19 protein-coding genes are annotated in these 24875 nt (G+C 46.3%); 12 read left to right on the top strand and 7 right to left on the bottom strand.

The genetic code is table 11. The features are described 5' to 3' along the window. Positions 1-1059, bottom strand: coding sequence for an arsenosugar biosynthesis radical SAM (seleno)protein ArsS (arsS, locus tag A4R26_RS13855; protein ID WP_081164438.1), 1059 nt, complete (start codon positions 1057-1059; stop codon positions 1-3). Between the two features lie 332 nt (positions 1060-1391). On the opposite strand from arsS, the gene A4R26_RS13850 reads away from it, so the two are divergent. The 8 genes from A4R26_RS13850 (at position 1392) to A4R26_RS13815 (ending at position 8583) form a co-directional block, all read left to right on the top strand. After that, positions 1392-4148, top strand: coding sequence for a glycosyl hydrolase (locus A4R26_RS13850; protein WP_081164437.1), 2757 nt, complete (start codon positions 1392-1394; stop codon positions 4146-4148). 169 nt (positions 4149-4317) lie between these two features. Next, positions 4318-5025 (top strand): hypothetical protein, encoded by a 708-nt coding sequence (locus A4R26_RS13845; protein ID WP_081164352.1) that lies wholly within the window; start codon positions 4318-4320, stop codon positions 5023-5025. 2 nt (positions 5026-5027) lie between these two features. Beyond that, entirely contained in the window at positions 5028-5492 is a 465-nt protein-coding gene (locus tag A4R26_RS13840; protein WP_081164351.1) for an energy transducer TonB, read from the top strand. After that, positions 5485-6081, top strand: a complete 597-nt coding sequence (locus A4R26_RS13835) for a hypothetical protein (RefSeq protein ID WP_133054665.1) — start codon at positions 5485-5487, stop codon at positions 6079-6081. The genes A4R26_RS13840 and A4R26_RS13835 overlap by 8 nt, the downstream gene beginning before the upstream one ends. Then, positions 6078-6839 (top strand): hypothetical protein, encoded by a 762-nt coding sequence (locus tag A4R26_RS13830; RefSeq protein WP_081164349.1) that lies wholly within the window; start codon positions 6078-6080, stop codon positions 6837-6839. The genes A4R26_RS13835 and A4R26_RS13830 overlap by 4 nt, the downstream gene beginning before the upstream one ends. Positions 6840-6998: 159 nt before the next feature. Continuing rightward, positions 6999-7547, top strand: a complete 549-nt coding sequence (locus tag A4R26_RS13825; RefSeq protein WP_081164348.1) for an RNA polymerase sigma factor — start codon at positions 6999-7001, stop codon at positions 7545-7547. After that, positions 7528-7809: a hypothetical protein gene (locus tag A4R26_RS13820; protein WP_133054664.1), complete on the top strand. Its 282-nt coding sequence runs from the start codon at positions 7528-7530 to the stop codon at positions 7807-7809. Before A4R26_RS13825 ends, A4R26_RS13820 begins: the two co-directional genes overlap by 20 nt. Before the next feature lie 57 nt (positions 7810-7866). Next, on the top strand, positions 7867-8583 hold the full coding sequence (locus tag A4R26_RS13815) for an ATP-dependent Clp protease proteolytic subunit (RefSeq protein ID WP_081164346.1): 717 nt from the start codon (positions 7867-7869) through the stop codon (positions 8581-8583). Here the strand turns inward: A4R26_RS13815 and A4R26_RS13810 are convergent. Continuing rightward, positions 8555-9289 carry a GLPGLI family protein gene (locus tag A4R26_RS13810; RefSeq protein ID WP_081164345.1) on the bottom strand — a complete coding sequence of 245 codons (735 nt, stop codon included), beginning with the start codon at positions 9287-9289 and terminating at the stop codon, positions 8555-8557. The genes A4R26_RS13815 and A4R26_RS13810 overlap by 29 nt on opposite strands. 153 nt (positions 9290-9442) lie before the next feature. Then, positions 9443-12226: an outer membrane beta-barrel family protein gene (locus tag A4R26_RS13805; RefSeq protein ID WP_165760264.1), complete on the bottom strand. Its 2784-nt coding sequence runs from the start codon at positions 12224-12226 to the stop codon at positions 9443-9445. A 212-nt stretch (positions 12227-12438) separates the two neighbouring features. On the opposite strand from A4R26_RS13805, the gene glgB reads away from it, so the two are divergent. After that, complete coding sequence (gene glgB / locus A4R26_RS13800) at positions 12439-14388, top strand: 1,4-alpha-glucan branching protein GlgB (protein ID WP_081164343.1); 1950 nt, start codon at positions 12439-12441, stop codon at positions 14386-14388. Between the two features lie 76 nt (positions 14389-14464). Further along, positions 14465-15493: a tetratricopeptide repeat protein gene (locus tag A4R26_RS13795; protein WP_165760263.1), complete on the top strand. Its 1029-nt coding sequence runs from the start codon at positions 14465-14467 to the stop codon at positions 15491-15493. A 151-nt stretch (positions 15494-15644) separates the two neighbouring features. Here A4R26_RS13795 and argS read toward each other — a convergent pair whose 3' ends face one another. After that, positions 15645-17486, bottom strand: a complete 1842-nt coding sequence (argS, locus tag A4R26_RS13790; RefSeq protein WP_081164436.1) for an arginine--tRNA ligase — start codon at positions 17484-17486, stop codon at positions 15645-15647. An 850-nt stretch (positions 17487-18336) separates the two neighbouring features. Here argS and A4R26_RS13785 point away from each other — a divergent pair. Continuing rightward, the gene (locus A4R26_RS13785) at positions 18337-18888 is read left to right on the top strand and encodes a GtrA family protein (RefSeq protein ID WP_081164341.1); all 552 of its coding nucleotides are present in this window, start codon (positions 18337-18339) and stop codon (positions 18886-18888) included. Between the two features lie 173 nt (positions 18889-19061). Here A4R26_RS13785 and A4R26_RS13780 read toward each other — a convergent pair whose 3' ends face one another. Then, positions 19062-19799: an N-acetylmuramoyl-L-alanine amidase gene (locus A4R26_RS13780; protein ID WP_081164340.1), complete on the bottom strand. Its 738-nt coding sequence runs from the start codon at positions 19797-19799 to the stop codon at positions 19062-19064. Positions 19800-19808: 9 nt separating this feature from the next. Continuing rightward, positions 19809-20486 carry a hypothetical protein gene (locus A4R26_RS13775; RefSeq protein ID WP_081164339.1) on the bottom strand — a complete coding sequence of 226 codons (678 nt, stop codon included), beginning with the start codon at positions 20484-20486 and terminating at the stop codon, positions 19809-19811. A gap of 499 nt (positions 20487-20985) precedes the next feature. Here A4R26_RS13775 and dnaK point away from each other — a divergent pair, with 499 nt between their 5' ends. Beyond that, positions 20986-22899 carry a molecular chaperone DnaK gene (dnaK, locus tag A4R26_RS13770; protein WP_081164338.1) on the top strand — a complete coding sequence of 638 codons (1914 nt, stop codon included), beginning with the start codon at positions 20986-20988 and terminating at the stop codon, positions 22897-22899. 185 nt (positions 22900-23084) lie between these two features. Here the strand turns inward: dnaK and A4R26_RS13765 are convergent, their stop codons facing one another. Then, a complete protein-coding gene (locus tag A4R26_RS13765; protein WP_081164337.1) occupies positions 23085-24866 on the bottom strand; it encodes a MutS-related protein in 1782 nt (593 codons plus the stop codon). Between the last annotated feature and the right edge of the window lie 9 nt (positions 24867-24875).

Here is a 24875-nt window from a genome sequence, read left to right as displayed (position 1 = left end):
TTATGCTACCGCGCCGCCACAGCTGCTTCCGGCGCCCGCGGTACAACCATAACAATGTTGACCAACCACGATACTTCTTCCCGTTAAAGCCTCCTTATTGAATTCAGCAATATGCCTCGAATGACAATCAACTTTCAGTTCAAGCATTTGGTTAAAATCGCAATCGTATATATATCCGTCCCATCCGATCGAAATGGTGTTCCGGCACATTACGTTGGCAGCGGCAACAGGATTATAGGCATTTACCAGTTTCTCCATATAGGTTTCATATTTACCCGATTCAAGCAAATAATTCAGAAAGCGGCTGATTGGCATATTCGTTATGACATACAGGTTGTTAAAGCTGATCCCAAACCAGTCGAGCAATTTTTGTTTATAATCCGTTTCCAATGTTTGCTGTGGTGGTGGCAGCGAGGCGCCGCCCGGATTGTACACCAACGTCAGTTTCAACCCTGAATTTTCTTTTCCATACCCCACTGCATTTAACATTTGCAGGGCTTTGATGCTATCTTCAAAAACACCGTCGCCTCTTTGCCGGTCGGTGTTTTCTTTTGTGTAACAGGGCAATGACGCTATTACCTGTACATTATTCTCTTTGAAAAATTCCGGCAGGTCATGATATTTTTTATTTGCCAGGATAATAGTAAGATTGGAACGCACCAACACTGTTCTGTTCATTTTTTTTATTTCGCCGACAAACCAACGAAAATGCAGATTCATTTCGGGTGCGCCGCCTGTGAGGTCAACGGTTGTAAATGATTGATCATTCCTGATAATATGTAAACACTGCTGCATGGTTTCTTTCGACATGATTTCTTTACGGTCGGGTCCGGCATCCACATGACAGTGACTGCAAACCTGATTGCACATCTTACCCATGTTTACCTGGAAAATGTCAATGGCGGCAGGCTTGAGCGGAAACAGGCCGGCCGCTTCGAGTTTTTGCTGAAAAGGCGCCAGGGCAAAGTTTCCTGTTTGCCCGTGCTCGATTATTTCAATCTGCTCATGAACATTGGCAAGAAAATTATGCTGCGCCTTCAGGGTTTTTACTTTTTGCATATCGTTTGTCATTCTTTTTCTGACTTTACCACTTTTACGCCGGGGGTTCAGCCAACTCATACATGCCATTGCCGTCAATCGGGAGAAAACTTCATTATAAGGGTTGGGCGTCAAACATTTCCCTGTTTCCTTTGGCAACCGGCGGAAATTTCACCTTTATTAAACCCTGCAATTATGCGGCCACCATGGGGGCCGAAGGAGCACGCGCAGGACCGTACCGGGGATTAGATCCAAAATTCAAAACACCAGGCGGGATATGCCCTGCTTCAGACCAGGGAAAGCTACCCGACAGTACAAGACGGCCCGAATATCAAATTCATTATATTAGCGGCATGTTCAAGAAAACGTTACTTGCCTGCTATGTGACCGCACTCACATTGCATCTTTCTGCCCAAACAAAATGGCCCGCCTTTACACAGCAAAGCAAGCCCTGGACCCGCTGGTGGTGGATGGGAAGCGCCGTTGACGAAAAGAATATCAGCACCAGTTTACAACAATATAGCCAGGCCGGATTTGGCGGGGTAGAAATTGTACCCATTTATGGCGCCAAAGGTTTTGAGCACCGGTATATAAAATATCTGTCGCCCCAATGGATGAAAATGCTCGACTATACCGTACAGCAATCGAATGCCCGCAACATGGGCGTTTATATTTCTGTTGGAACCGGCTGGCCCATTGGCGGTTCGCATGTAACGGTACAGGACGCCGCTTCAAAACTTTTGGTTCAGCAATACGATCTAAAAGCGGGCGCCGCATTGGCACAGCCTCTGGTCATTAACGATCCCAAACAAAAAGAGGCGGCCTCTCTAAGTGCTTTAATGGGTTTTAATAGTAATGGCGAAGCCATCGATCTTACCGGTAAGGTAGATGCCGGCGGCAACCTGCAATACAATGCTGCCAGTGACCTTAAACTGTATGCCGTATTCACCGGCAAAACGAAACAGGCGGTAAAAAGAGCGGCGCCGGGTGGGGAAGGGTTTACCATCGATCATTTTTCAAAAGCGGCAACAGTCAACTATTTCACCATCTTCGATACGGCCTTCGGCAATTCATCACATGGTGTAAAAGCTTTCTTCAACGACAGCTATGAAGTATACAATGCCGACTGGACGCCCGATTTCTTCACCGAATTTCAAAAGAGAAGAGGGTACGATCTCAGGAAATACATCAACCTGTTCCTGTCAGATTCAAACGATGCCACAGCGCGGCTGAAATCAGATTACCGCGAAACCCTGGCCGATCTCATGCGTGAGAATTTTTCGACCGTATTCACCCAATGGACCAATAAAAGAAAAACGCTTTCGGTTAACCAGGCGCATGGTTCGCCCGGCAACCTGCTCGATCTGTATGCCGCATTCGACATACCGGAAACGGAAACATTTGGCAGCAGTTATTTTCCCATCCGGGGTTTAAGAAGGGACAGCGCCGACATTCGAGATGTTGATCCCGATCCCAATATGCTAAAGTTTGCCTCTTCTGCGGCCCATGCCTATGGCAAACCGCTCACCAGTTGCGAAACCTTTACCTGGCTCACCGAACATTTCAAAACATCATGGAGCCAGTGTAAACCCGAAGTTGACCAGGTATTTCTCTCAGGCATCAATCATGTTTTTTATCATGGAACAACATATAGTCCGGCCGATGCCAAATGGCCCGGCTGGTTATTTTATGCCTCGGTGAACTTTGTGCCCAATAACAGTTTGTGGCCGCACCTGAAAGGCCTGAACGATTATATAACGCGTTGCCAGTCTGTTTTACAGAGCGGCGAACCCGATAATGAAATACTGATCTACTGGCCGGTATACGATGCCTGGCATAATGCAAAAGGAATGGATATGCCATTGAAAGTGCATGATGTAGACCATTGGCTGCACCCCACACGGTTTTATAAAAATGTGGTGGCTTTACAGAACGCCGGTTATTCGCTTGACTTTGCCTCGGACAAAATGCTAGAACAGGCACACGCTCAAAATGGCGGTTTACGGGTTGCTGCAAAAGGAGCGCAACACCAATTGTTACTGGTGCCGGCCTGTGATAAAATGCCCGTGGCTACATTAAGGAATATACTCCGGTTGGCAAATGAAGGCACTACCGTGATCTTTGAACAGTTCCCGCACGATGTGCCCGGATTTAATGACCCCGAAAAAGGCAGGCAGGAACTGAAGGCGCTGATAGCCGGCATTCAGCTTTCCGCTGGTAATAACCAGTTACAAACCGCAGTGGCAGGGAAAGGAAAAATAGTAGCGGGCGATGTAAACGCCGCCCTGAAATACCTGGGTATTGCGCCTGAATCCATAGCCGCAGGCGGTTTAAAATTCATTCGCAGAAAAAAACCGGATGGCACATACTATTTCATTGTAAATAACACAGCCAATGACGTCGATGAAACTGTTGTATTACGAAATACAGCCAGTACCCTTTTGCGTATGGACCCGCTGAACGGACAGATCAATTCGCTGCCGCATCATCAGCAAAACAATGCAACGGCAGTGAGGTTACAGTTGAGATCGGGCGAATCGGTTATTCTGAAATTGAGCAACATAAAAGAAACGGCCATCCCATACCGGTATATGCAAACGGCCGGCGAACCAATAAACCTTCACGATAACGGCTGGGTGTTACAATTCACAGAAGGCGGTCCGCAACGCCCGGCCACGAAAAAAATGACCACTATTCAACCGTGGACGGCTTTCACTGATGATTCAACCACGCAATCGTATTCGGGCAGCGGGGTGTATACTACAACCTTTACCCTTAAAAACAAAGCGGCTGATTACATTTTGCAGTTGGAAAAGTTGTATGAATCTTCCCGGGTGATCATCAACGGTAAAGATGCCGGGCTTATCTGGAGCCTGCCATTTGAACTGAACGTAGGAGCGTATTTGAAAGAAGGGAAAAACACCATCAGCATCGAGGTACGTAACCTCATGGCCAACCGCATCAGGGATCTGGACCGCAAAGGCGAAGTTTGGCGCAATTACCACGAAATAAACTTTGTGAACATCAACTATAAGAACTTCGATGCCGCCAAATGGAAGGTGCAGCCTTCGGGTTTGGAGGGCGCGGTGAAACTGATTCCGTTAAAATAATTCTAATACGAATTTAATAAGGGTTCAGGGTGTGCCACACTTTTGAAGTGTGGCACACCTGCTCCTTTTATGGGTTTGGGGCAGCGAAATGTCAATTTAACATTAGAATCCGCTAATATCCTTTGAAATGCCTGCATGTTTTTATATTTTAGTCCCCAAACCCTTAGTCATGAAATACCTGGCTGGCCTCTTAGCCATTGTAAGCCTGATGTCATCCTGCGGATCACCACATCAATTATCTTATGGCGGCAATTATTCTGACCCACCGATAACCCAATCACTGTTTGCCGATAAAGCGGCCACTATTTCGGAAGAAAACATTCAAAAGATCCTCGACGGTAATTATTCACTACCCAAACAATTGCGGGTTGCCCTAATAAAACTCGAAGGTACGCAAAAAAGATACTACTGGAACTACTGGAGCGACGAGGCGTATTTGAAAACACAACAAGCCTACCTCGACTCATTCACCGCAAAACTGCAACAATCGCCGCGGGTAATAAAGATCACCTCCATTCCGGACATGTTATTGTCAAAGGCGCCGGCATCGTTCACTACATTACGTGAATCGGCAGTGCGCATGCAGGCAGATGTAGTGGTGGTATATGCCATCAACAGCGATATTTATACAAAATATCGCTCGTTCAAAAGGCCAGACGTAAAAGCGTTTGCCACTACGCAGCTGATCATAATGGATGTGCGCACCGGACTGGTACCCTTTACCACTGTGGTTACCCGTGATTTTATGGGACCGCAAAACAAAACCGACATTGAAACGGATGAAGCAAGAAACCGGGTACAAAACCAGGCGGTATTACTGACCATTAATGAAATTGGCGACCAGGTGACAAAGTTTTTAAGTAAGGAGTTGAAATGATAATGAAACTATCAATAGTATCCTTTGCATTTTTGTTCATTGCCGGCTCGTATTCGCCAGAACATGATACTGGTACAGGCTGCAGGCACTATTACAGCCAGCCGCTCAATAAGAACGTATATACAACAACAGACATTGAACCGGAATTTGCGGGTGGGCCGGCGGCTTTTCTGCGTTTTCTTAACCGCCATCTGAGGTATCCACAGGAGATGATAGACAATGAAGAATTTGCAAATGTAAGTTCCATGTCGAAAATGAAGTTCATAGTAGATACTGACGGAAGAATTATCAACCCGGTGGTACATGACCAGCCCGATACAACGTTGCTCAACCCCTTTGAAAAGGAAGTACTAAGGATCATCAGGCTAATGCCCAAATGGCAGCCCGGTGTGTGTGGAGGCAAAACAGTAGCTGCAGAGGTGAACAGGCCAATGATAATTTGTATTCGACCGGAAACAGTTGAATAATCCTAAACACAAAGTTCCAATGAAATTTTTCCTTACAATACTGATCCTGATCTTAACGGCAGCCACTCTAACACATGCGCAGGTTACCGACAGTGCCAAACAAAAACAGGCCACTGTACAGGCTGATTCTGTTGTAGCGGCCACCCCTGCAGCAACTGAACCCGTGGACGATGGCGAGTTCTTAGGCTTTCTCTTATTTTTTGCAATGGGCGTTTGTGCAATAATTATGGCTGGAATAGGGATAGGAATTCTGCTAACTATCGGAGCGTTATTTATTGTATCGGCCATGGTAACAGCAGGGATCATCTCTGCTTCGGTTATTGTAGGAATTTATACCAGGTCACTGACCAAAGGATTTAAAGTATTTTTTATCTCGTGCTCAATTGTAGCAGGTTGCACTTTCGGCGCGGCAGGGTTGTGGTTGTTGAACTTATCTACCCATTGGCATGATACATTAAATGCTATCCTGCTGGGTGCGGGCTGCGGACTGGTATCCGGTTTGGCAGGCGGCATGATCTCATTTTACTTTTTACAACGCCTGGTTGCCAGGTTACGATCCAAAATCACAATCCCAATAATACCCAAATGAAAACCATTTCTACAACCCTGGTGACCGTTCTATTGTATTCCTGTGCCGGAAACAATAACAACGAACAACCAACAGTTCTTAAACAAGACAGTATCAGCATTCCTATCAGCCGCGACAGCAGCAGGCTGGTTAAAGCCAGTGTAAACAAATGCACAATCGATAACGAAGTAGCCTCATTGGGCATTGGGCTGGTAATAGCCCCCAAGACCTTTACCTTGTACGACGACAGCCTGCTTGCCGGTAAGCCATTGGCCGTTGACATGAACGAACAAAACGACAGCCTGGCCAACATATGTACCATGGTGTTTGATCCCGAATACGGGCTTATGCATTTTGCCTGCACAGGCGAAACGGAAAACGCATACCGGGTGCTGATCAACCGGTCGGAAACGAAATATTTACCTAAAAAACAGATCCAGTTCGAAACCTGGGAGCAATACCTGCTGCATTCGTTTGGCGTAAGGCGTAAAACAACTGCCACCGAAGAAGAGGACAAACCATTGACCGAGCTGCACAGATCCCCCAGCGATACGGCAGCTATTTTACCGCTGCCGGCCGGACACGAAATGTTTTGCGCCATGCAGGTACAGGGCGATTGGTTACAGGTAAAGTATGACTGTTTTTACAACGATGAGGACAGCAAATATGAAGGTCAGCCCTGTCATAACTTCATTGACAAATGCGACAACGCTCAAACCGGCTGGATCCGCTGGCGGCAGGATAATAAATTGCTGATTGATATTTTTTTGATGCCGTAAGAAGCTGGTAAACTAACATTGCTTCCATATGAAATACAACCAGCTTATCGCTAAATAGCATTGCCATGCCGCCGCCCCAACATCTCCCATTTAAAAATAATTTCGTAATTTCTGGGTGATATCTGACTGCAAACAGGCACTTATTAGTAAAGCAAGCCTATGACCCAAACGATGGAAATAGAAGATATTGCTGCGGAAAGGAAAGTCCTTTTTATGCAATTGTACCAGCAGGCATTTCCGCTGGTGGCTAAATATGTACGTGACATGGGGGGCTCATTTGAAGAAGCCAAAGATGTTTTTCAGGATGCGCTGGTCATCTATTATGAAAAGGTGGCCACAACCAACCTTAAGCTGCAATACAGCGAAAAGGCCTACCTGCTCGGCATAGCCCGCCATTGCTGGGCAAAGAAAAACAAACTGAACAACCGGTATACATCGCTTCCCAACTCGCTTGACGGTTTAGCCATGGAAGAAAGCCCCGCTTCAACCGCAACTGGTAAACTGCTCGATCTGTTGCACGCCTCCGGCAAAAAATGCATGGAGCTGTTACAGGCATTCTATTACGACAAACTGCCCATGAATAAAGTAGCCGGCCTGTTCGGTTTCTCCACCGAACGCTCGGCCACCGTACAGAAATACAAATGCCTCGAAAAAGTAAGGGATCTTGTAAAAGATAAATCGTTAACGTATGAGGACTTCCTTGAATAACATACAACAAATAGACGATTACCTGTTGCAATATGCCGGCAAAACCGACCGGGCTTTATTCGAGGCGCGCCTGATACTGCAACCTGCCTTACAGGAAGACCTGTTATGGCAACAAAAAACATACGAGGTCATAAAACAATACAGCCGCCGCCGGTTAAAAGCCGAAATAGAAATGGTTCATCAGCAGTTGTTCACCGAACCGGAACATCATTCTTTCCGCCGGAAAATTATGGCCCTGTTCCATCGCCCGCCTAAACATTAACAAAGGCGTTTCGCACTGATAGAAATAAACAAACCACATAACTTAAATAGCGATCATATGACAAATATGAAACAGGATTTTCGTGCCTATGCCGTTCAACACCACCACATAGGCAGCCAGTACGTCGACGGGTTTATAGCCCGCACGGAAAACCGCTTTATTCCCATGGCTATGACGCCCTATATTACAGAGGAAAGGCAATTGAACGTTGCTCAAATGGACGTTTTTTCAAGGCTGATGATGGACCGCATCATTTTCCTTGGCGATGCGGTGGACGATAAAATAGCCAACATCATACAGGCACAGTTGTTATTCCTGCAATCGGCCGATGCGCGGCGCGACATTCAATTGTACATTAATTCTCCGGGCGGTTCGGTATATGCGGGACTGGGCATTTACGATACCATGCAATATATTTCACCCGATGTGGCCACCATTTGCACCGGTACCGCCTTATCGATGAGCGCCGTACTGTTATGCGCCGGCGCAGCCGGCAAACGTGCTGCCTTACAACATGCCCGCGTAATGATACACCAGCCTTCAGGCGGAATACAAGGCAATGCGTCCGACATCGAGATCACGATGAATGAAATAAAAAAACTGCAACAGGAACTCTATTCCGTTATTGCGCGGCACAGTGGTCAATCCTATGAAAAAGTGCACGAAGCATCTGACCGCGACCACTGGATGAAAGCGCAGGAGGCCAAAGCATTCGGCATGATCGACGAAGTACTGGGCGAGGCCGTTACAACAACAGCTGAGGCTGCCGCCTAGCGCCTTCCGTTCCCCATTCTTTAAGAATATCTTTTACTGTTGACCGGTAATTATTGCCGGTCATTTTCTTTCCCCGCCTTGGCGCTACAAGATCTTTATCATTTACCTCAACCAGATGCAGTTTGGTAGCATACCAGGTTGTATGCATCCGGGGAATGGCCAGCCCAAGGATCATCCCCGGCAACCCGTTGAATGATTCCGGTCCGCCGGTGGTAAGGATTTCATCGGTATAAAAGGCGATCACTACAATGGAATCCATTATGCGGCCCACGGCCTTGCGGCAATCGAACTGCGCGATCTTTCTGATCTCAGGCGTTATCTTCCAGTCGATCTTGCGAAGCGAATCAGCTACCAGGTACTGATCGCTGTAAATGTTCCGTTGGGTCACTGATGCATTGCTGTCGAGCCGCGTGAAGATCGTATTCTCAGAATCAAATACACCCCAGAACTTCGACTGTTTTATTTCGGGATCACGGCCCGTTTGAAACAAGGTGCGGTCGCCTTTGAACGTGAGATCGTAATAATAGGTCACAAATTTCGACATGCTCTTTTTGGCCGCTTCATCCCACATACTGCCTTCTTCCATAAAAGCATGCTGGTTTGTTTTGCGTTCGTATTCTATTTTTCCCTCGGTAATAAATTTCTGCTGCTGCGCCTGCAGGGTGGGGGGCAGCAAAAAGGCCAGTATATAAACGAGTATCTTCATTTTATAATAATTAGTTGTTCAGTTGTTCAGTTGTTCAGTTGTTCAGTTGTTCAGTTGTTCAGTTGTTCAAACTCGCTCCTAATAGCGAGCCAGTGAAATTGATGAACTCAATAACTCATGAACTGAATAACTGAACAACTTAAGAATCCGTGTTTACCAGCTTTGCGGCTTTCCGTTCTTGCTAAAGTTCCAGATGAACGACAACAGGAAGTTCCGCCTGATGGTATCGTATGTTCTTTCCGAAACAAAGTTGCTGTTGATATTCCGGTTGAACCCGATATTCTGATCGAGGATATCATTGGCCGAAAACCGCAAACGCGCTGCATCATTTTTGAAGAGCTTCCGGTCGATCCTTACATCCCACCTGATAGAATTGTTATTCCGTTCAAACACACTTGTTTTTTGGCGGATATTGAAATTGCAGGAACTGCCGATCTCCAGTTTCCAGGGCAGGTACACCCGCATATCAATATGATGGTTTTGCGTCCAGAATTTAGTGACCAGGTCGCTTCGTAACGATGATTTCGAAATGTTACGCCTGAAACTGGTGTTTATCCAGATCTCGAATTTCTTCTCTTTTTCATAACTTAACGTGGGGCCGGCGCCGAACACATAACTGTCGTTCTCGTTCAGTAATTCGCCAATGAAATTGGTATTATGATTTATATTCCACTCACCTTCAATACCCACCCTGATGCCCAGTTTCTTAATTTTCTGCCCATACCCCATCCAGCCGTTCATGCGGTAATTACCATCCACGTTCACCGGCCGGGTGGTGCGTTTACCGGTTGTGGTATCGAGGATATTTATTGAGCTGAAATCATTCTGCGTGGCATTATAATTCACACCTGCATAAATACCCCGTTCGGAAAGGAACTTGTAATTGTTGTACCGCAGGGAAAAGTTATGGCGGAAAGCCTGTTTCAGATCGGGATTCCCCTCCCTGATGTTCATCTGGTCGGTAATATCCTGAATGGGTTGTATCTGGTCGATGCCGGGCGCCCGCGTACTGCCGTTATAATTGAACCGCAGGTTGCCATTTCGTCCCATGGTCCAGTTCAAATTTGCCTGCGGAAAGAAATTGGTAAAGTTGTAACTGATGGCCGAATCGCCGCGCAGGTCTTTGCGGGTAAATTCGGCATAAGATACATTCATCCCGAAGGAGAACGAGATCTTTTTGGGTTTGGCATACCGGTAATTGATGCCGCCCGACTGGGTAAGCACATTAAAGCTGTACTCATTGCTCAGCGAATCGATCTTATCTTCATATTTCCCAACCGGATTAATTTTTTCAAGTGTGATGATGCCCGACTCCCGTTTGTTGTTATCGACGCTGTAATTGAACTCGAGCAACGATCGTTTGTTCAGCGGTTCGGTATAGGAAATACGTGCGTTCACTACCGAGTTTTTATTGTCGATCAGCTTTTGCTGGTCGAGCACTTTGGTGCTATCGATCCCGATCTTATAGTAATGATTATTGGAAAAATAAATACCGGTTGAAGTGTTTTCGGTATAATTCTGCCGGGCACTCAGCGATAGTGTTCTTCCCTGTTTTCTAAATTTCTGCCGCCATAATAACGTGGAATTGAAATTCTTTCTATTGGCATCCACATTTGTTTCGCGGTCGATTATGCTGAGCGTATCGCCATTCCCGTTCAGTGACTCCTGGTGAAAATTACTTTTGCTGAATGAATTTCCCTGCGATCCCTGAGCGGTTATCTTCAGGCTTGAAAGCGAATCGATCTGAAATTCATACAGGCCGCGGACCATGTTCCGGTTTCGGCTGCTGAAACTGTTGCCAAAGTCGTTTGTATACAGGATAGAATTCGGCAGTTTATTTTGACTAAAAGTATTTCCCTGTGCTTCGGTATTCAGTTTATTATACTGGTAACCGCCGTTGAAATGAATTTTATCGGCATTCCATTTATTCGAATAATGCAGGCCGCCATTCCAGCCCTTTGGCAATCCTTCGCCCCAGTAACTGCCGCCGCCAAATTCATCGTCGCCACCGCTAAAATTTATCGACATGCCGCCGCCGTCTTCGGAATTCATTTCCATAGAAGCGCCGCCATAGTTCGTGCTTTCCTGCCAATCGAGCCCGGTACGGCCGGTGCTCGACATGATACCGAAGGCCGACAATTTCCGCTTGCCCTTAAAGGCATTTACCATCAGGTTACTATTCCAGAACTTATTGCCATCGGCCCCGGCCTCCAGTTTTCCGAAATACCCTTTTTTCCGGTCTTCTTTCAGCTTCAGGTTGATGGTCTTTGTTTTCTCCCCGTCATCGATACCGGTAAACTCAGCCTGGTCGCTTTTTTTGTCGAAGGTTTGAACTTTATCAACCGCATCGGCGGTGAGCCCGCGGGTGGCAATGGTAGGATCGTCGCTAAAGAATTCTTCCCCGTCAACCAATACCTTTTGCACGGTTTCGCCCTGGGCCGTTATTTTGCCATCTTTATCTACCTGCAAACCGGGTAATTTTTTCAACAGGTCTTCCACCGTAGCGCCGGCAGCCATCTTAAAACTATCGGCCACATACTCGGTGGTATCGCCCTTGATGCGAATGGCCCCCAGTTTATGTTGCACCACTACTTCCTGCAGCAACTGGCTTTTCAGGGTCATGGCGACCTTACCAAGGTCAACGGTGGCGCCGGAGGCAATCGCTACCCGGTCGAAATAATCGGCATAGGCGGGGCGGGTTACCATAAGGATAAATTTACCGGGCGGCAGCTTTTGTAATGTAAAATTTCCCTCTTTATTGGTACGGGTAAAGGATACCAACACCGAGTCGGCTGGCCTCAATAATGCTATAACTGTATTGGAAAGGTTTCTTTTTTCCGAAGTATCAATTACTGTACCTTTAAGAGCAGCATCCTGGGAAAATACGGGAATGGAAATGACAAAAAGTACGAAAAAGAGTGCGGTTGTTTTTTTCATGGCGGTTAGGAAAAGACAAAAGCGTAAACGCATATTAACCTGTTAATATGTTTAAGAAATCTCACCCTTGTACGCCTTTGTGGTTGAACGAATGTCTGGAATGAATTTCGTAAATGGACAAACGTATTCTTAATTAATCGTTAAAGAAACCGATAATCATCTGGTTGCTATTATCAAGACAAGTAACAACTGAACAAAACCAATAATCAGGCATGGATATGGTAAAAAAATATGAAGAGATCCATTTTGTAGACAGTACAAAAAAAGTATGGAACTATTCATTTTTCACAGAAGAAGATGTTCGAAACTTTCAACAGGGAACGCATTATCGCTTATACGATCTGTTTGGTTCGCATGAAGTAGAGGTACTGGGAACAACAGGGTATTACTTTGCCGTATGGGCGCCCAATGCCACCTATGTTTCGGTGATCGGTAATTTCAACGACTGGAACCCTACCATTCATCCCCTCTATGTACGGCTCGACAGTTCGGGCATCTGGGAAGGATTTATTCCAGCTTTACCTAAAGGAGAAGTTTACAAATATCATATCGACGGTTTCAAGGGCGCCAAAAGCGACAAAGGCGATCCCTATGCCAATTTCTGGGAGAAACGCCCCCATACGGCGTCGATTACCTGGAACCTGAACTATACCTGGAAAGATGAAGCGTGGATGAAAACCCGCGGCCGGCACAATACGCTTGAGTCGCCCTACAGTATTTATGAAGTTCACCTTGCCAGCTGGATGCGGCCGAACAAACATGACGAAGAATCATACAACACCTACGATCAGATCCGCGAGCTGATGGTTCCATACGTGAAAGAAATGGGGTTTACCCATGTTGAGTTTATGCCGGTAATGGAACATCCGTTCGATGGCAGTTGGGGTTACCAGGGCACGGGGTATTTCGCCCCCACCTCCCGCTTCGGCGATCCGCAAAGTTTTATGGAGCTCATCAATGCCTTCCATGAGGCAGGCATTGGCGTTATCCTCGACTGGGTGCCTTCGCATTTTCCCTACGATGCGCACGGGCTGTTTATGTTCGATGGGGCCAACACCTACGAATATGCCGATATGCGTAAAGGTTTTCACCCCGACTGGAACAGCTATGTATTCAATTACAAAAGGGGAGAAGTGAAATCATTCCTTATCAGCAGCGCCCGCTTCTGGTTCGATAAATACCATATCGACGGTATTCGGGTGGATGCGGTAAGTTCGATGCTGAAACTGAATTATTCGCGTACTCACGGCCAGTGGGAACCTAATGAATATGGCGGCGATGGCAATATAGAGGCCATTTCCTTTATAAAAGACCTGAACGAAACCATCTATCGCGATTTTCACGACGTGCAAACCATTGCCGAGGAAGCTACCGACTGGCCGGGCGTTTCGCGCCCCACATTTGGGAACGGACTTGGCTTTGGCATGAAATGGATGATGGGCTGGATGCACGATACGCTTGACTATTTTAAAATGGACCCCATTTACCGCCGGCATTACCAGAACAAGTTTTCGTTCAGTATGATGTATTACTACGACGAGAATTTTCTGTTGCCCTTAAGCCATGATGAAGTGGTACACGGTAAAAGCCCCATGATCTTTAAAATGCCGGGCGATAACTGGCAGAAGTTTGCCAACCTGCGCACGCTGTATACATATATGTTTACGCATCCCGGGGGGAAACTCTTATTCATGGGTTGCGAGTTCGGCGATACCAGTGAATGGAATTATAAAAGCGAATTGCAATGGAACCTGTTGCAGTTCGATTCGCACCGTGGGTTGAAAGATTGCGTTCGTGATTTGAATAATTTATTACGTAACGAGCCTGCGATGTATGAAAATCAGTTCAATATTTACGGGTTCGAATGGGTCGACCTGAACCATCCGGCAGAATGTGTGGTGGCATATCGCCGTAAGGGAAAAGACCCGGCCAATGATCTGCTGATCATTTTAAACCTTACCCCGGTGGCGCGGCACGACTGGAAGGTATATACGCACGGGAAAAGTGAATGGCGCGAGATCTTTAATTCAGACGCCAAACAATATTGGGGAACCGGAGATGTATTCAATCCGGAAATATTAACAACCTGTCTGGATAAAAATGATAATATGTATGAAATAAATGTGCACCTGCCGCCGTTGGGAGCAGTAGTTTTGAAGTAAAGATATTTGTGAAAAAGGTGTGGTATCCGCCAGCTGGCGGATGCCACACCTGAAACACCGGAAAAAGTTGATAACTATGAAAAGCATTAACCTCATTTTAATGTTTGGAATCATTTCCAACATTACTTACGCCCAGTCTGACAGCGCTGAATATTATTTTAAAAAAGGAGTAGCCGAAAAGGAAGCCCGCCGCTTTCGTGAAGCGGAAAAGAATTTCTCCAAAGCCGCCGGTTATTCACCCAACGATGCCAAAGTACAGGCAGGCTGGGGGCAGGCGCTCCTCGAGCAGAAACGTTATATGGAAGCGCGCGAAAAGTACAAAGCTGCCTTTGCGATAGATGCGAAAGATCCTGAAGTGCTGGAACAACTGGCCATACTTTCGTTAAATACCCGCCAGTGGAACGATGCGGTTACCTACGCGAAAAAAATGCAGGAAGCCAAAGTTGGCAATTCCTCCAACTACATAATTGCAAAAAGTTTTTACGAGCAGGGAAATTATGGCGAATGCCTGAAGTATTGCGAACTGGCGTTTAAAGAAGATCCCAAACGGGCTGAAACGCCTTACATCGCAGGCCGCAGCCTGGTTGAAATGAGCAATTACAAAAAAGCAGCCGGTTGTTTTGAGCAGGCCATCGAGCGCGACAGCACAAAAGCGAACTGGATGTATGAGGCCGGACTGGTGTATTACGCCATTCCCGACGATAAAAAAGCCATTTACTGGTTCGAAAGAGCCGGCGCCAAAGGATACAACCGCAGCAACGATTATATTGAAAACCTCGCCAATGCCTACCTGAACATAAAGAATTATGAAAAAGGACTGGCGCTGATGCAGGAAGTGTTGCAAAAGAAACCGCAGGATATGGAACTGCTGTACAATATTGCAGACGCCTATTACCAGACCGGCAAATACGACGATGCCATCAATTACTGGGATAAAGCCCTGGCCATTGATAAGAAAAACGCCAACGCACTATACATGATCGGCCTCTCGTATCAGAAAAAAGGAGAGAAGGCGAAAGGCCAGCAGTTGTGCGATAAAGCCATTGAAATGGACCCGTCGTTGAAGAATTTAAAGCAGGAGCAGAAGATGCCGGGAGGTATCTAATAGGTAAATGTTTCTTAAGAAACAGATCTATCAATCACAACAGCATTTAATTGGCAATAAATACAAAGCCCAGGATTAACTCCAGGGCTTTTCTTGTTTAATAAAAGTTTGTATTTCCTTGCCTTTACCCATTGCCTATTGCCTATTGGTTCTACATTCTATCCGGCACCCGTATTCCCAGCAATGCCATCCCCGATTTAATAACATGGGCGGTCATTTGGTTTATCTGTAAACGCAATTCTTTCTTAACGGGCGTTTCAGCTTTCAGGATGCTATGCTCGTTGTAAAACGAATTGTACAACTTCGCCACCTCGTACACATAACCGGCAATGGCACTGGGGTTCATTTCATCTCCGGCCTGGCGAATGATATCAGCGTATCTTTCCAGCTTAATGATCATTTCTTTTTCCAGCGGCAACAGGTCGGCGCCAGGTTCCCCGCCGGTATACATTTCTTTTCTGAATACCGATTGTGTTCGCGCGTAGGTGTACTGTACAGCGGTAGCCGTAAAGCCATGCAGATCTATCGACTCTTCGGGGTTAAAGATCATCCGCTTTTGCGGATCTACACGAACCAGGAAGAATTTAATAGCGCCGCTGCCAACTATTTCGTCCAGCTCCTGCAATTCCGCTGCGCTCAATTCTGCAGTTTTGTTAAGTTCTTTTTCTTTTTCTTCTCTCTTCTTTTTTGCTTCACGGATCATTTCATCGAGCATATCATCGGCATCAACCACCGTACCTTCACGCGTTTTCATTTTACCGGTAGGCAGTTCCACCATGCCATAGCTTAAATGGTAAATGCCGTCGGCGCCTTCAATACCCAGTTTCTGACAAATAAGTTTCAATACCTTGAAGTGATAGTTCTGCTCGTCACCTACCACATATATACTCCGGTTACAATGAAATTCTTTTTGCTTTTCGTGGGCAAGTCCAATATCCTGGGTAATATACACAGCGGTACCATCGCGGCGGCGAACGATCTTTTGATCGAGCCCGTCGCCCGTTAGATCGACCCATGCACTGCCATCATCTTTAAGGAAGAATACTTTTTTGCGCAGGCCTTCTTCAACCAGGTCTTTACCCAACAGGTAGGTTTCGCTTTCGTAGTAGATCTTATCGAAGTTGCTGCCAATACGTTTGTACGTTTCATCAAAACCTTTGTACACCCAGCTGTTCATAGTACGCCACAGTTCCACCACATCGGGTTTACCGGCTTCCCAGTCAACCAGCATTTGCTGGGCGGCCTGCATGATCTCGGCTTCTTTTTCCAGCTCATCTTTTTTATCTTTCAGGTATTTGAGCGCTTCTTCTTCCGTTTTTCCATCAGCAATTAATGCAGCCAGTTTCTTTTCCAGAATGGGTTTCATTTGTTCTTTCAACACGTTGCCAAACATTACATAATAATCACCCACCAGGTGGTCGCCTTTAATACCTGTGCTTTCAGGCGTGGCGCCATTACCGAACCGTTGCCAGGCGATCATGCTTTTACAGATATGAATACCGCGGTCGTTGGCGATGCAGGTCTTCACCACTTCATACCCATTGGCCTTATAGATCTCGGCTACGCTCCAGCCCAGGAAATTGTTTCTCAGATGACCGAGGTGCAGCGGTTTATTGGTATTGGGCGAAGAATATTCAACCATTACCCGCTGGCCATTGCGCGGCTGGCGGCCATAATCCGCATTATTGTATTGTTCTTTCAGGAATTGCAGCCACCAACTGTCGCTGACTGCGAGGTTCAAAAAGCCTTTGATCACATTAAAACCGCTGAAAAGGGCGGCATTTCCAGCCACCAGGGCCTGGCCCAGTTCAGTACCTAATTCTTCAGGCTTTTTTTTCAGGGTCTTCAGCAGGGCAAAGAGCACCACGGTATAATCGCCCTCGAACTCGGGTTTTGTTTCACTAACCGTAATGGAAGAAGGCTCAATGTTTACCTGGTACAATTGACTGATCTGTGCGCTTACTGCCGACTGAATAACGGAAACTATTGCCATTCGTTGATTTTGAGGGTGCAAAGGTACGGTTTTCAGCGCTTGCCCCGCTTTGCGGGGTTTCAGTTTCAGGTTCCAGGTTCGGGCATGGTTAACGGGCACATGGTACCTTCACCGGGTTAAAACAGGAGAGCCCCTTGCCTAATAATTGAACCGGGGTGGGCAGACAATAGTAGCGGAATAGTACCAATATGGTAGTCTAATGGTAGGGGAATGGTAGAAATATAGCCTGGGTACTGTACCGAGATACTCTACGGACACTACAGGAACACATAGGCGCCAGAGAATACCCAGAGAATATTCAGAGAATACCCAGAGAGTATTCAGCGCTATTTTAGAGCTATTCCAGTCAATACCCCTACAACAAACTTGTGTCATGCCAAGGATCCCAATTCTGGTTTAGATGAGCCACCCTTTAGAACCCTTTGGTGAGAGACCCACTTTGGGGCCCGCATTTTTATCGTTGACGCGTCATTAGTACCTGTTGCGAACGAATAATTTGCTTTTTACAATCAATAACCGCCATTGTGCGTTGAAGAAGGTGGATTGTGAGTAGAATGGACGGGGGAAAATTTCAAGAGCCCCTGCCTTCGGCAGAAGCTCTTAAATGGTGCTTAGGGGTTAAACTGAACTCAAATATGTAGTATTTTATGAGAACAAATGCAGTTGTCGCATATTATTGATTCAGGTCAATCGGACACTTAAAAACATTGAAGGTTTTCGCCGTTTTGGCAAAAAAAGAGCGGTAAAAGCGGTATCCGGGTCCGTAAGCTCATTAAATCTGAATGAATGGGCGAACGGCGCCGGTGTTTGTTGTTATTCAATTACCTTTGTACCGTACAAATAACCGAAAGTGAAGAACCTGATCAATGCCGTTATAGACTTCTTTTATCCTTTTTTTCGCCGGTTCATGCCATTACAAACCTTTAGGTATGCAGCTTGCGGGGGAGGCAATACCATATTGGATATAAGCCTGTATGCCATAAGCTACAATTTCATTTTCAAAAAGCAGTTGGTTCATACACCCATTGGTATAAATATCAGTCCGTATATAGCGGCTTTCCTTGTTTCCTTTGCTATTACTTTCCCATTGGGCTTTTATATGAGCCGCACCATTGTATTTCCGGGATCAACTTTGCGTGGCCGTATTCAGTTGTTCCGGTACTTTTTATTGGTGGTATGCTGTATATCGCTGAATTATATTTTTATTAAGTTGTTTGTTGAACAGTGTCATTTATACCCCACGGTAGCTAAAATATTCACTACGCTCATTGTAGTAGCCTTCAGTTTCATTACCCAAAAGAAATTTACTTTTAAAGCAGACGCTGAAACGCCGGAGATATTGCAGCCCGAAGATGCAGCAGAGCTGGCGACTGTTGAGGAAGAGGAAAAGATAATTAGCTAATGTGATAATATGATAATGTGATAATAAGATAATGAATACAGCATCGAGGATGCTGCGCATGATCGGTTTGGGTGCTGACGCAGGGGTTTACGATTGCGATATAGTCAGGTTTCGGAGAATAAGACTGCTGCACCAGAAGCATTATCACATTATCATATTAGCAAATTCTCACATTATTTCACCCCGCCGCTCCAGAACCAATTGCCTTCTTCAGTATAAAACCATTTTCCATTACCGTTCACCGTTTCGCCCTGCATGGTAAACCCATCATAGGCCAGTTGTATTCCGGCATTGACCATATTCGTTATCTTATATACTTTACCCGGCCCTGCACGCAGGTTCAGCCGGGTTAACGTGGTCACTTTACCGAATTTTTCGGTCTTGCTTATTTGTCCGTTCACATGTTGTGTGCTGCCATTCACGAGGGCGATAAGCTTATCCATATCCACCTTAAAACCGGGGCAGTTCTTTAAAGAATAAATTTCATGATGCCCTATAATATGCAGGCGGTCAGCCGGAATGCTCCAGCGTTGACACATTTTGCGAATGAGTTCGGCACTGGTGGCGTACATGGCGTCGGTCCACTCGCTTTGCTCGTTGCCTTCGTGTTCTACCCCAATCGTATAATAATTGGGGTTTATATACATTCCGTCGGAAGTTTTTTTAATGAGCGGCCAGGTAGGGTCATGAATGCGGCCGGCATGCCAGGCGGTATCGATCTCATCGACATACTGGTGTACTTCGCCATTCTTGCCAATACCATAATGGGCCGACACCTGCGACAGCGCGCTGCAGAACCAGCTATCGGTGCCTTTTAGCGTTCCATCCATAACATGAATAACGATGGCTTCGGGTCGGTAGGTCCTTCTTCCCTGGGTAAAATTGGGACTTAAAACAGGAGTGATGTTCATATAAATGATTTAACCCTGTGCAGGGGTGTTCAAGGCTTCATCCACCACTTTTTCCGACAGGGTTTCCGAAGCAGTTCCTTTGTTTTCGGTTATTTTCAATGCGGCGTAGGTGGCCGAACTTAATCCAAGCAGTATCAGGTTATTGTCACTGACGATTGGAATTAAAAAGTCGGTTGAATGCAGCAGGCATTGCGCCAGGTTGGGATCGCCTTTGGCAAAATCCGATAAACAAAAGTTGGGATCGCCGAGGTTACCCAGCGTGGAGGAAATGAACCAGATGCCGAACACGGCATTGAAAATAATAGCCTGGAAACGCTGAATGCTTACCCCGTTCTGATCTGACAGGAGATCGAGAAAAAAATTGCTGGTCTTGATGTCCTGATGCCGGAATACCAGCGAATTCTGCTGATCTGCCAGATCGATAACCCGGGCGGCGGCCATGGTGCCGGCGCTGATACCCAGTAAAACCAGTGTAGACGTGTGCAAATTGGGTGCATGCCCGGTTTGCAGCATGATGGTGGTAAAGGAGGTCAGAATGATCACCGACCACCAGGCTAACTGAACCCGTGACCAGCTATATGGCCGGGGATTGGCCTTGCTGAGGTCACGCAGCATATTGAACTTTCGGTCGCAAAAAACAATGCCAGCAGTCAGGATGGCAAATAGGGCCCAGAACTGAAAAACCATAAGAGAATTTTTTAAGGGACATTATTTAAGGTCAATCCCTTTTCTTTCAAAGGGAATGCCGGATTTCAAAAACTATCGTTTTACTCACGGTTTATTCGTTCTAACTGAAAATCACCCGGTTCTGCACAGTAATTCTACTGCGTATAACCGGTAGCTTAGGGGTGTTGCGTGAAGATATAAATACATCACTATATGTACAAGGGTGGCGTCACTGTTTCTTATTCGATTTGGGTCAATTAGCGAATTTGCTAATGTGATAACTGAATACAGCATCGTGGGTGCTACGCGTGGGCTGGTTTAAATGCAAGAAAGTAACTACAACTGCCATAAAGGGAGTTTTCGGAAAACAAGCCTGCCACACCTGAAGCATTATCACATTATCGAATTATCAAATTATCACATTTACATTTCATTCTGCCAGCAAAACTGACATTTTTGCACCCTTCTCCCTCACGGCATAATCATTGATAACCATATTGGAACATTAAATTCAGCATATATGGGAAAGATAATAGGAATTGACCTCGGTACCACCAACAGCTGCGTTGCAGTAATGGAAGGAAATGAACCGGTGGTAATTGCCAATGACGAGGGACGCCGTACCACCCCGTCTGTAGTGGCTTTTCTGAAGAACGGCGAACGTAAAGTAGGCGATCCGGCGAAACGCCAGGCCATTACCAACCCGCATAATACCATCATGAGCGTTAAGCGTTTCATGGGGCGCAGGTTTGACGAGGTGACAGAAGAGATCAGCCACTGGAGCTATAAGGTAGCAAAAGGTGACAATAATACGGTACGTATTGACATAGACGGCCGCTTATATACACCCCAGGAATTATCTGCCATGATACTTCAGAAAATGAAGAAAACAGCAGAAGATTACCTGGGTCAGGAAGTAAATGAAGCCGTAATTACTGTTCCGGCTTACTTTAACGACGCACAACGTCAGGCTACCAAAGAAGCCGGTGAAATTGCCGGTCTCAATGTACGCCGTATCGTGAACGAACCTACCGCTGCGGCGCTGGCTTACGGTCTCGATAAAGGCAAACACGATCAGAAGATCGCAGTATTCGACCTTGGCGGCGGTACATTCGATATTTCTGTACTGGAACTGGGTGATGGCGTTTTCGAAGTAAAATCAACCAATGGTGATACCCACTTGGGCGGTGACGACTTCGATAAAGTGATCATGGACTGGCTGGCAGCCGAATTTAAGAACGATGAAGGCGTTGACCTGCGTAAAGACCCGATGGCTTTACAACGGTTGAAAGAAGCTGCTGAAAAAGCAAAAGTTGAATTGTCTTCTTCCACCGAAACAGAGATCAACCTGCCATATATAACCGCAGTTGACGGCGTGCCCAAACACCTGGTAAAGAAACTGAGCCGCGCAAAATTCGAACAACTTGCCGATAAATTATTCGAACGCTGTCTGAAGCCCTGCGAGCAGGCGCTGAAAGATGCCGGTTTGTCTACTTCTCAAATCGATGAAGTGATTCTGGTAGGTGGCAGCACCCGTATTCCTAAAGTACAGGAGATCGTAGAAAAGTTCTTCGGCAAGAAACCCAACAGAGGTGTTAACCCCGATGAAGTGGTAGCTGTAGGCGCTGCTATTCAGGGTGCGGTATTGACCGGTGAAGTAAAAGACGTACTGTTGCTCGACGTAACTCCGCTGAGCCTCGGTATAGAAACTATGGGTGGTGTAATGACCCGTTTGATCGATTCAAACACAACCATTCCCACTAAAAAATCGGAAGTATTCTCTACCGCCAGCGACAACCAGCCTGGTGTTGAAATACATGTGTTGCAGGGTGAGCGCCCAATGGCCAATCAAAACAAGAGCCTCGGCCGCTTCCAGTTGACAGACATTCCACCTGCACCCCGTGGCGTTCCGCAAATTGAAGTAACCTTCGATATCGATGCCAATGGTATCCTGCACGTGCTGGCAAAGGATAAAGGCACCGGCAAAGAACAAAAGATCAGGATCGAAGCCGGCAGCGGTTTAAGCAAAGACGAGATCGAAAAAATGAAGAACGAGGCAAAAGCCAACGAAGCTACCGATAAGGCAGCCCGTGAAAAGGTTGACAAGGTTAACCAGGCCGACAGCCTGATCTTCCAGACCGAAAAACAATTGAAAGAATACGGCGACAAGATCCCCGCTGATAAAAAAGCGCCTATTGAAACTGCGCTGAATAAGTTGAAAGAAGCGCACAAATCGCAGGATCTGAATGCTATCGACGCTGCTACAACGGAAATGAACAATGCCTGGACAGCAGCCAGCGAAGAGTTGTACAAAGCCACACAAGGCGCACAGGCCGGCGGCCAGCAACCTGGCGACGGTCAGCAACAGGGCGGCGGTAACAATGGCGGCGGCGGTGAAAACGTAACCGATGCCGAATACGAAGAAGTGAAATAAGGACGACAGGAGATTATAAAAGACGAAGGCCCTTCGCTTTATTGCGGGGGGCTTTTTTATTTTGGGATTTTGAGATTTAAGGATGTAGGATTTCAAAACTGATCAGCAAGCTTGCGCTGGACTAAATCTCTAAGTCCCGAAATCAGCAATCACCTACACCTATAAATATACTTACGAAGAATTATTTAAATGATCTCCATCTTTTCCATTAAGAAAGATGCATTCTTATTCTTGGCCACGCCGCGTTGTAATTTGTAATCGAAAAGGAGTTCGTTATTACGGATGGTGCTTTCAAAACAATAGTTGTTTACCTTTCCCGCCAGTTCGTCTTCCAACCTGCTCAATGCCAGGTCGTGCGTGGCAAATAAAGTAAGGCACCGGTACTGCAACAGTTTTTTTATGAACTGTTCCGAGCCATGGGTTTTGTCTTCCGAATTGGTACCGCGCAAAATTTCATCGATCAAAATAAGCACCGGCACTGAATTTTGTTGCAGGTAATGAATGATCTGCTGCAGGCGTTTCAATTCGGCCATAAAGTAGGAGGTATGCTCCTGCAGCGAATCGCTTACCCGTATAGAGCTGCGAATGACCATGGGTGTAAAGGCAAATGAAGCTGCACAAACCGGGGCGCCGCATTGTGCCAGTATGAGGTTTACCCCCAGTGTTCGCAGAAAGGTGGTTTTGCCCGACATATTTGAACCGGTTACCAGTACCAGCTTTTCATTTATGCCAAACGTACAATCATTGGCCACCCGTTCTTCGGCGGGGATCAACGGATGCGCCATGTGCGTAGCAGAAATGGAAATACCACCACTGTTTACAGTTGGGTATTGATTGCCGGGAAAGTTTGACGCAAATGTCGCCAGGGAGTTCAGGCATTCGATCATGCCCACGCAATGGATCCAGTCGTTAAAATGGGCTTTGTGTTTTTTCTTCCAGCTTTCCAGCGCCCACAGGCATTGGATATCGTACATAAAAAAGCTGTTCAGGAAGATATTTACGATAAGGTTCAGCCGCTGATCGAACATGGCCGACAGGCGCGACAGTTTCTTCACCGCCTGGTGCGCTTCGGTGGCACTGGTTTTTTCTTTTTGCAGCAGCGCCGAATTACCCGTTTCCACCTTACAGAATAGCGATAATATAGCAGCGTATTGATCTAATATGGTCTGCTTTTTTCCCAACAGGATGTGTTGTTGCTGAATATGTTTGGCATAGGTGCCGATAATGATCCAATTCAGGAAAACAACCGGAATAAGCAGGTAGTAGTTTCCCGAGATCAACCAGTAGATCAACAATACGGCGCTGTATATAGAGGTAATGAAACGCAGGGCATTGATCTGGCCCTTACCATGGATGATGGCCGGCCGTTGCAGCCAGCTGGCGATATCGTGCAGGTTGCCTTCCTTTTCTTCGTTCAACAATCCATGCGCGGTAAGCAACTGCCGTAATTCCTTTTGGGTGCTTAACGCCTGTACCGCCTGTTGTTGCTGTTCTATTCCGTTTTTTACCAGCGGCGGCTCTTGCAACATGGCAGCCAGTTGCTGTTTGCCATGCCAGGTGGTGGTGCGGTTGAGTAAATGATATAAAGAGCCGGAACCGAAGATATCGAGGTCGCCCGAATTATTGTCGTTTGATGAAAAAGCCGCGCCATTCTCAAATTTATTCGGCAAATGCCGCAGTACATTCAATTCATTGGTGTTGATGAACAGCAATTTCTCCAACAACGCCTTGCGATCGTTCAGGCGCCAGGCAATGCGTACCAATATGGCAAAAGCTGCGGCCAACAGCAGGGTAGCGGCCATCCAGCCCGTGCTATTGGTAACGATATATTTATATATGGCCCAGCCAAACACAACAAAACAAGCCAGCCGCAATGCAGCTATCAGCGTGGTTACGGGCTTTATTTTTTGTAAAGCTTCCTTATAAGACTGCACTTTTTCCTCGTAGTAAACAATGGTGGGCTCCATAATAATTGT

This window comes from Niastella populi, from assembly GCF_002078015.1.
Classification (GTDB): Bacteria; Bacteroidota; Bacteroidia; order Chitinophagales; family Chitinophagaceae; genus Niastella; species Niastella populi.
This window is presented reverse-complemented; position numbering and strand designations above follow the sequence as displayed.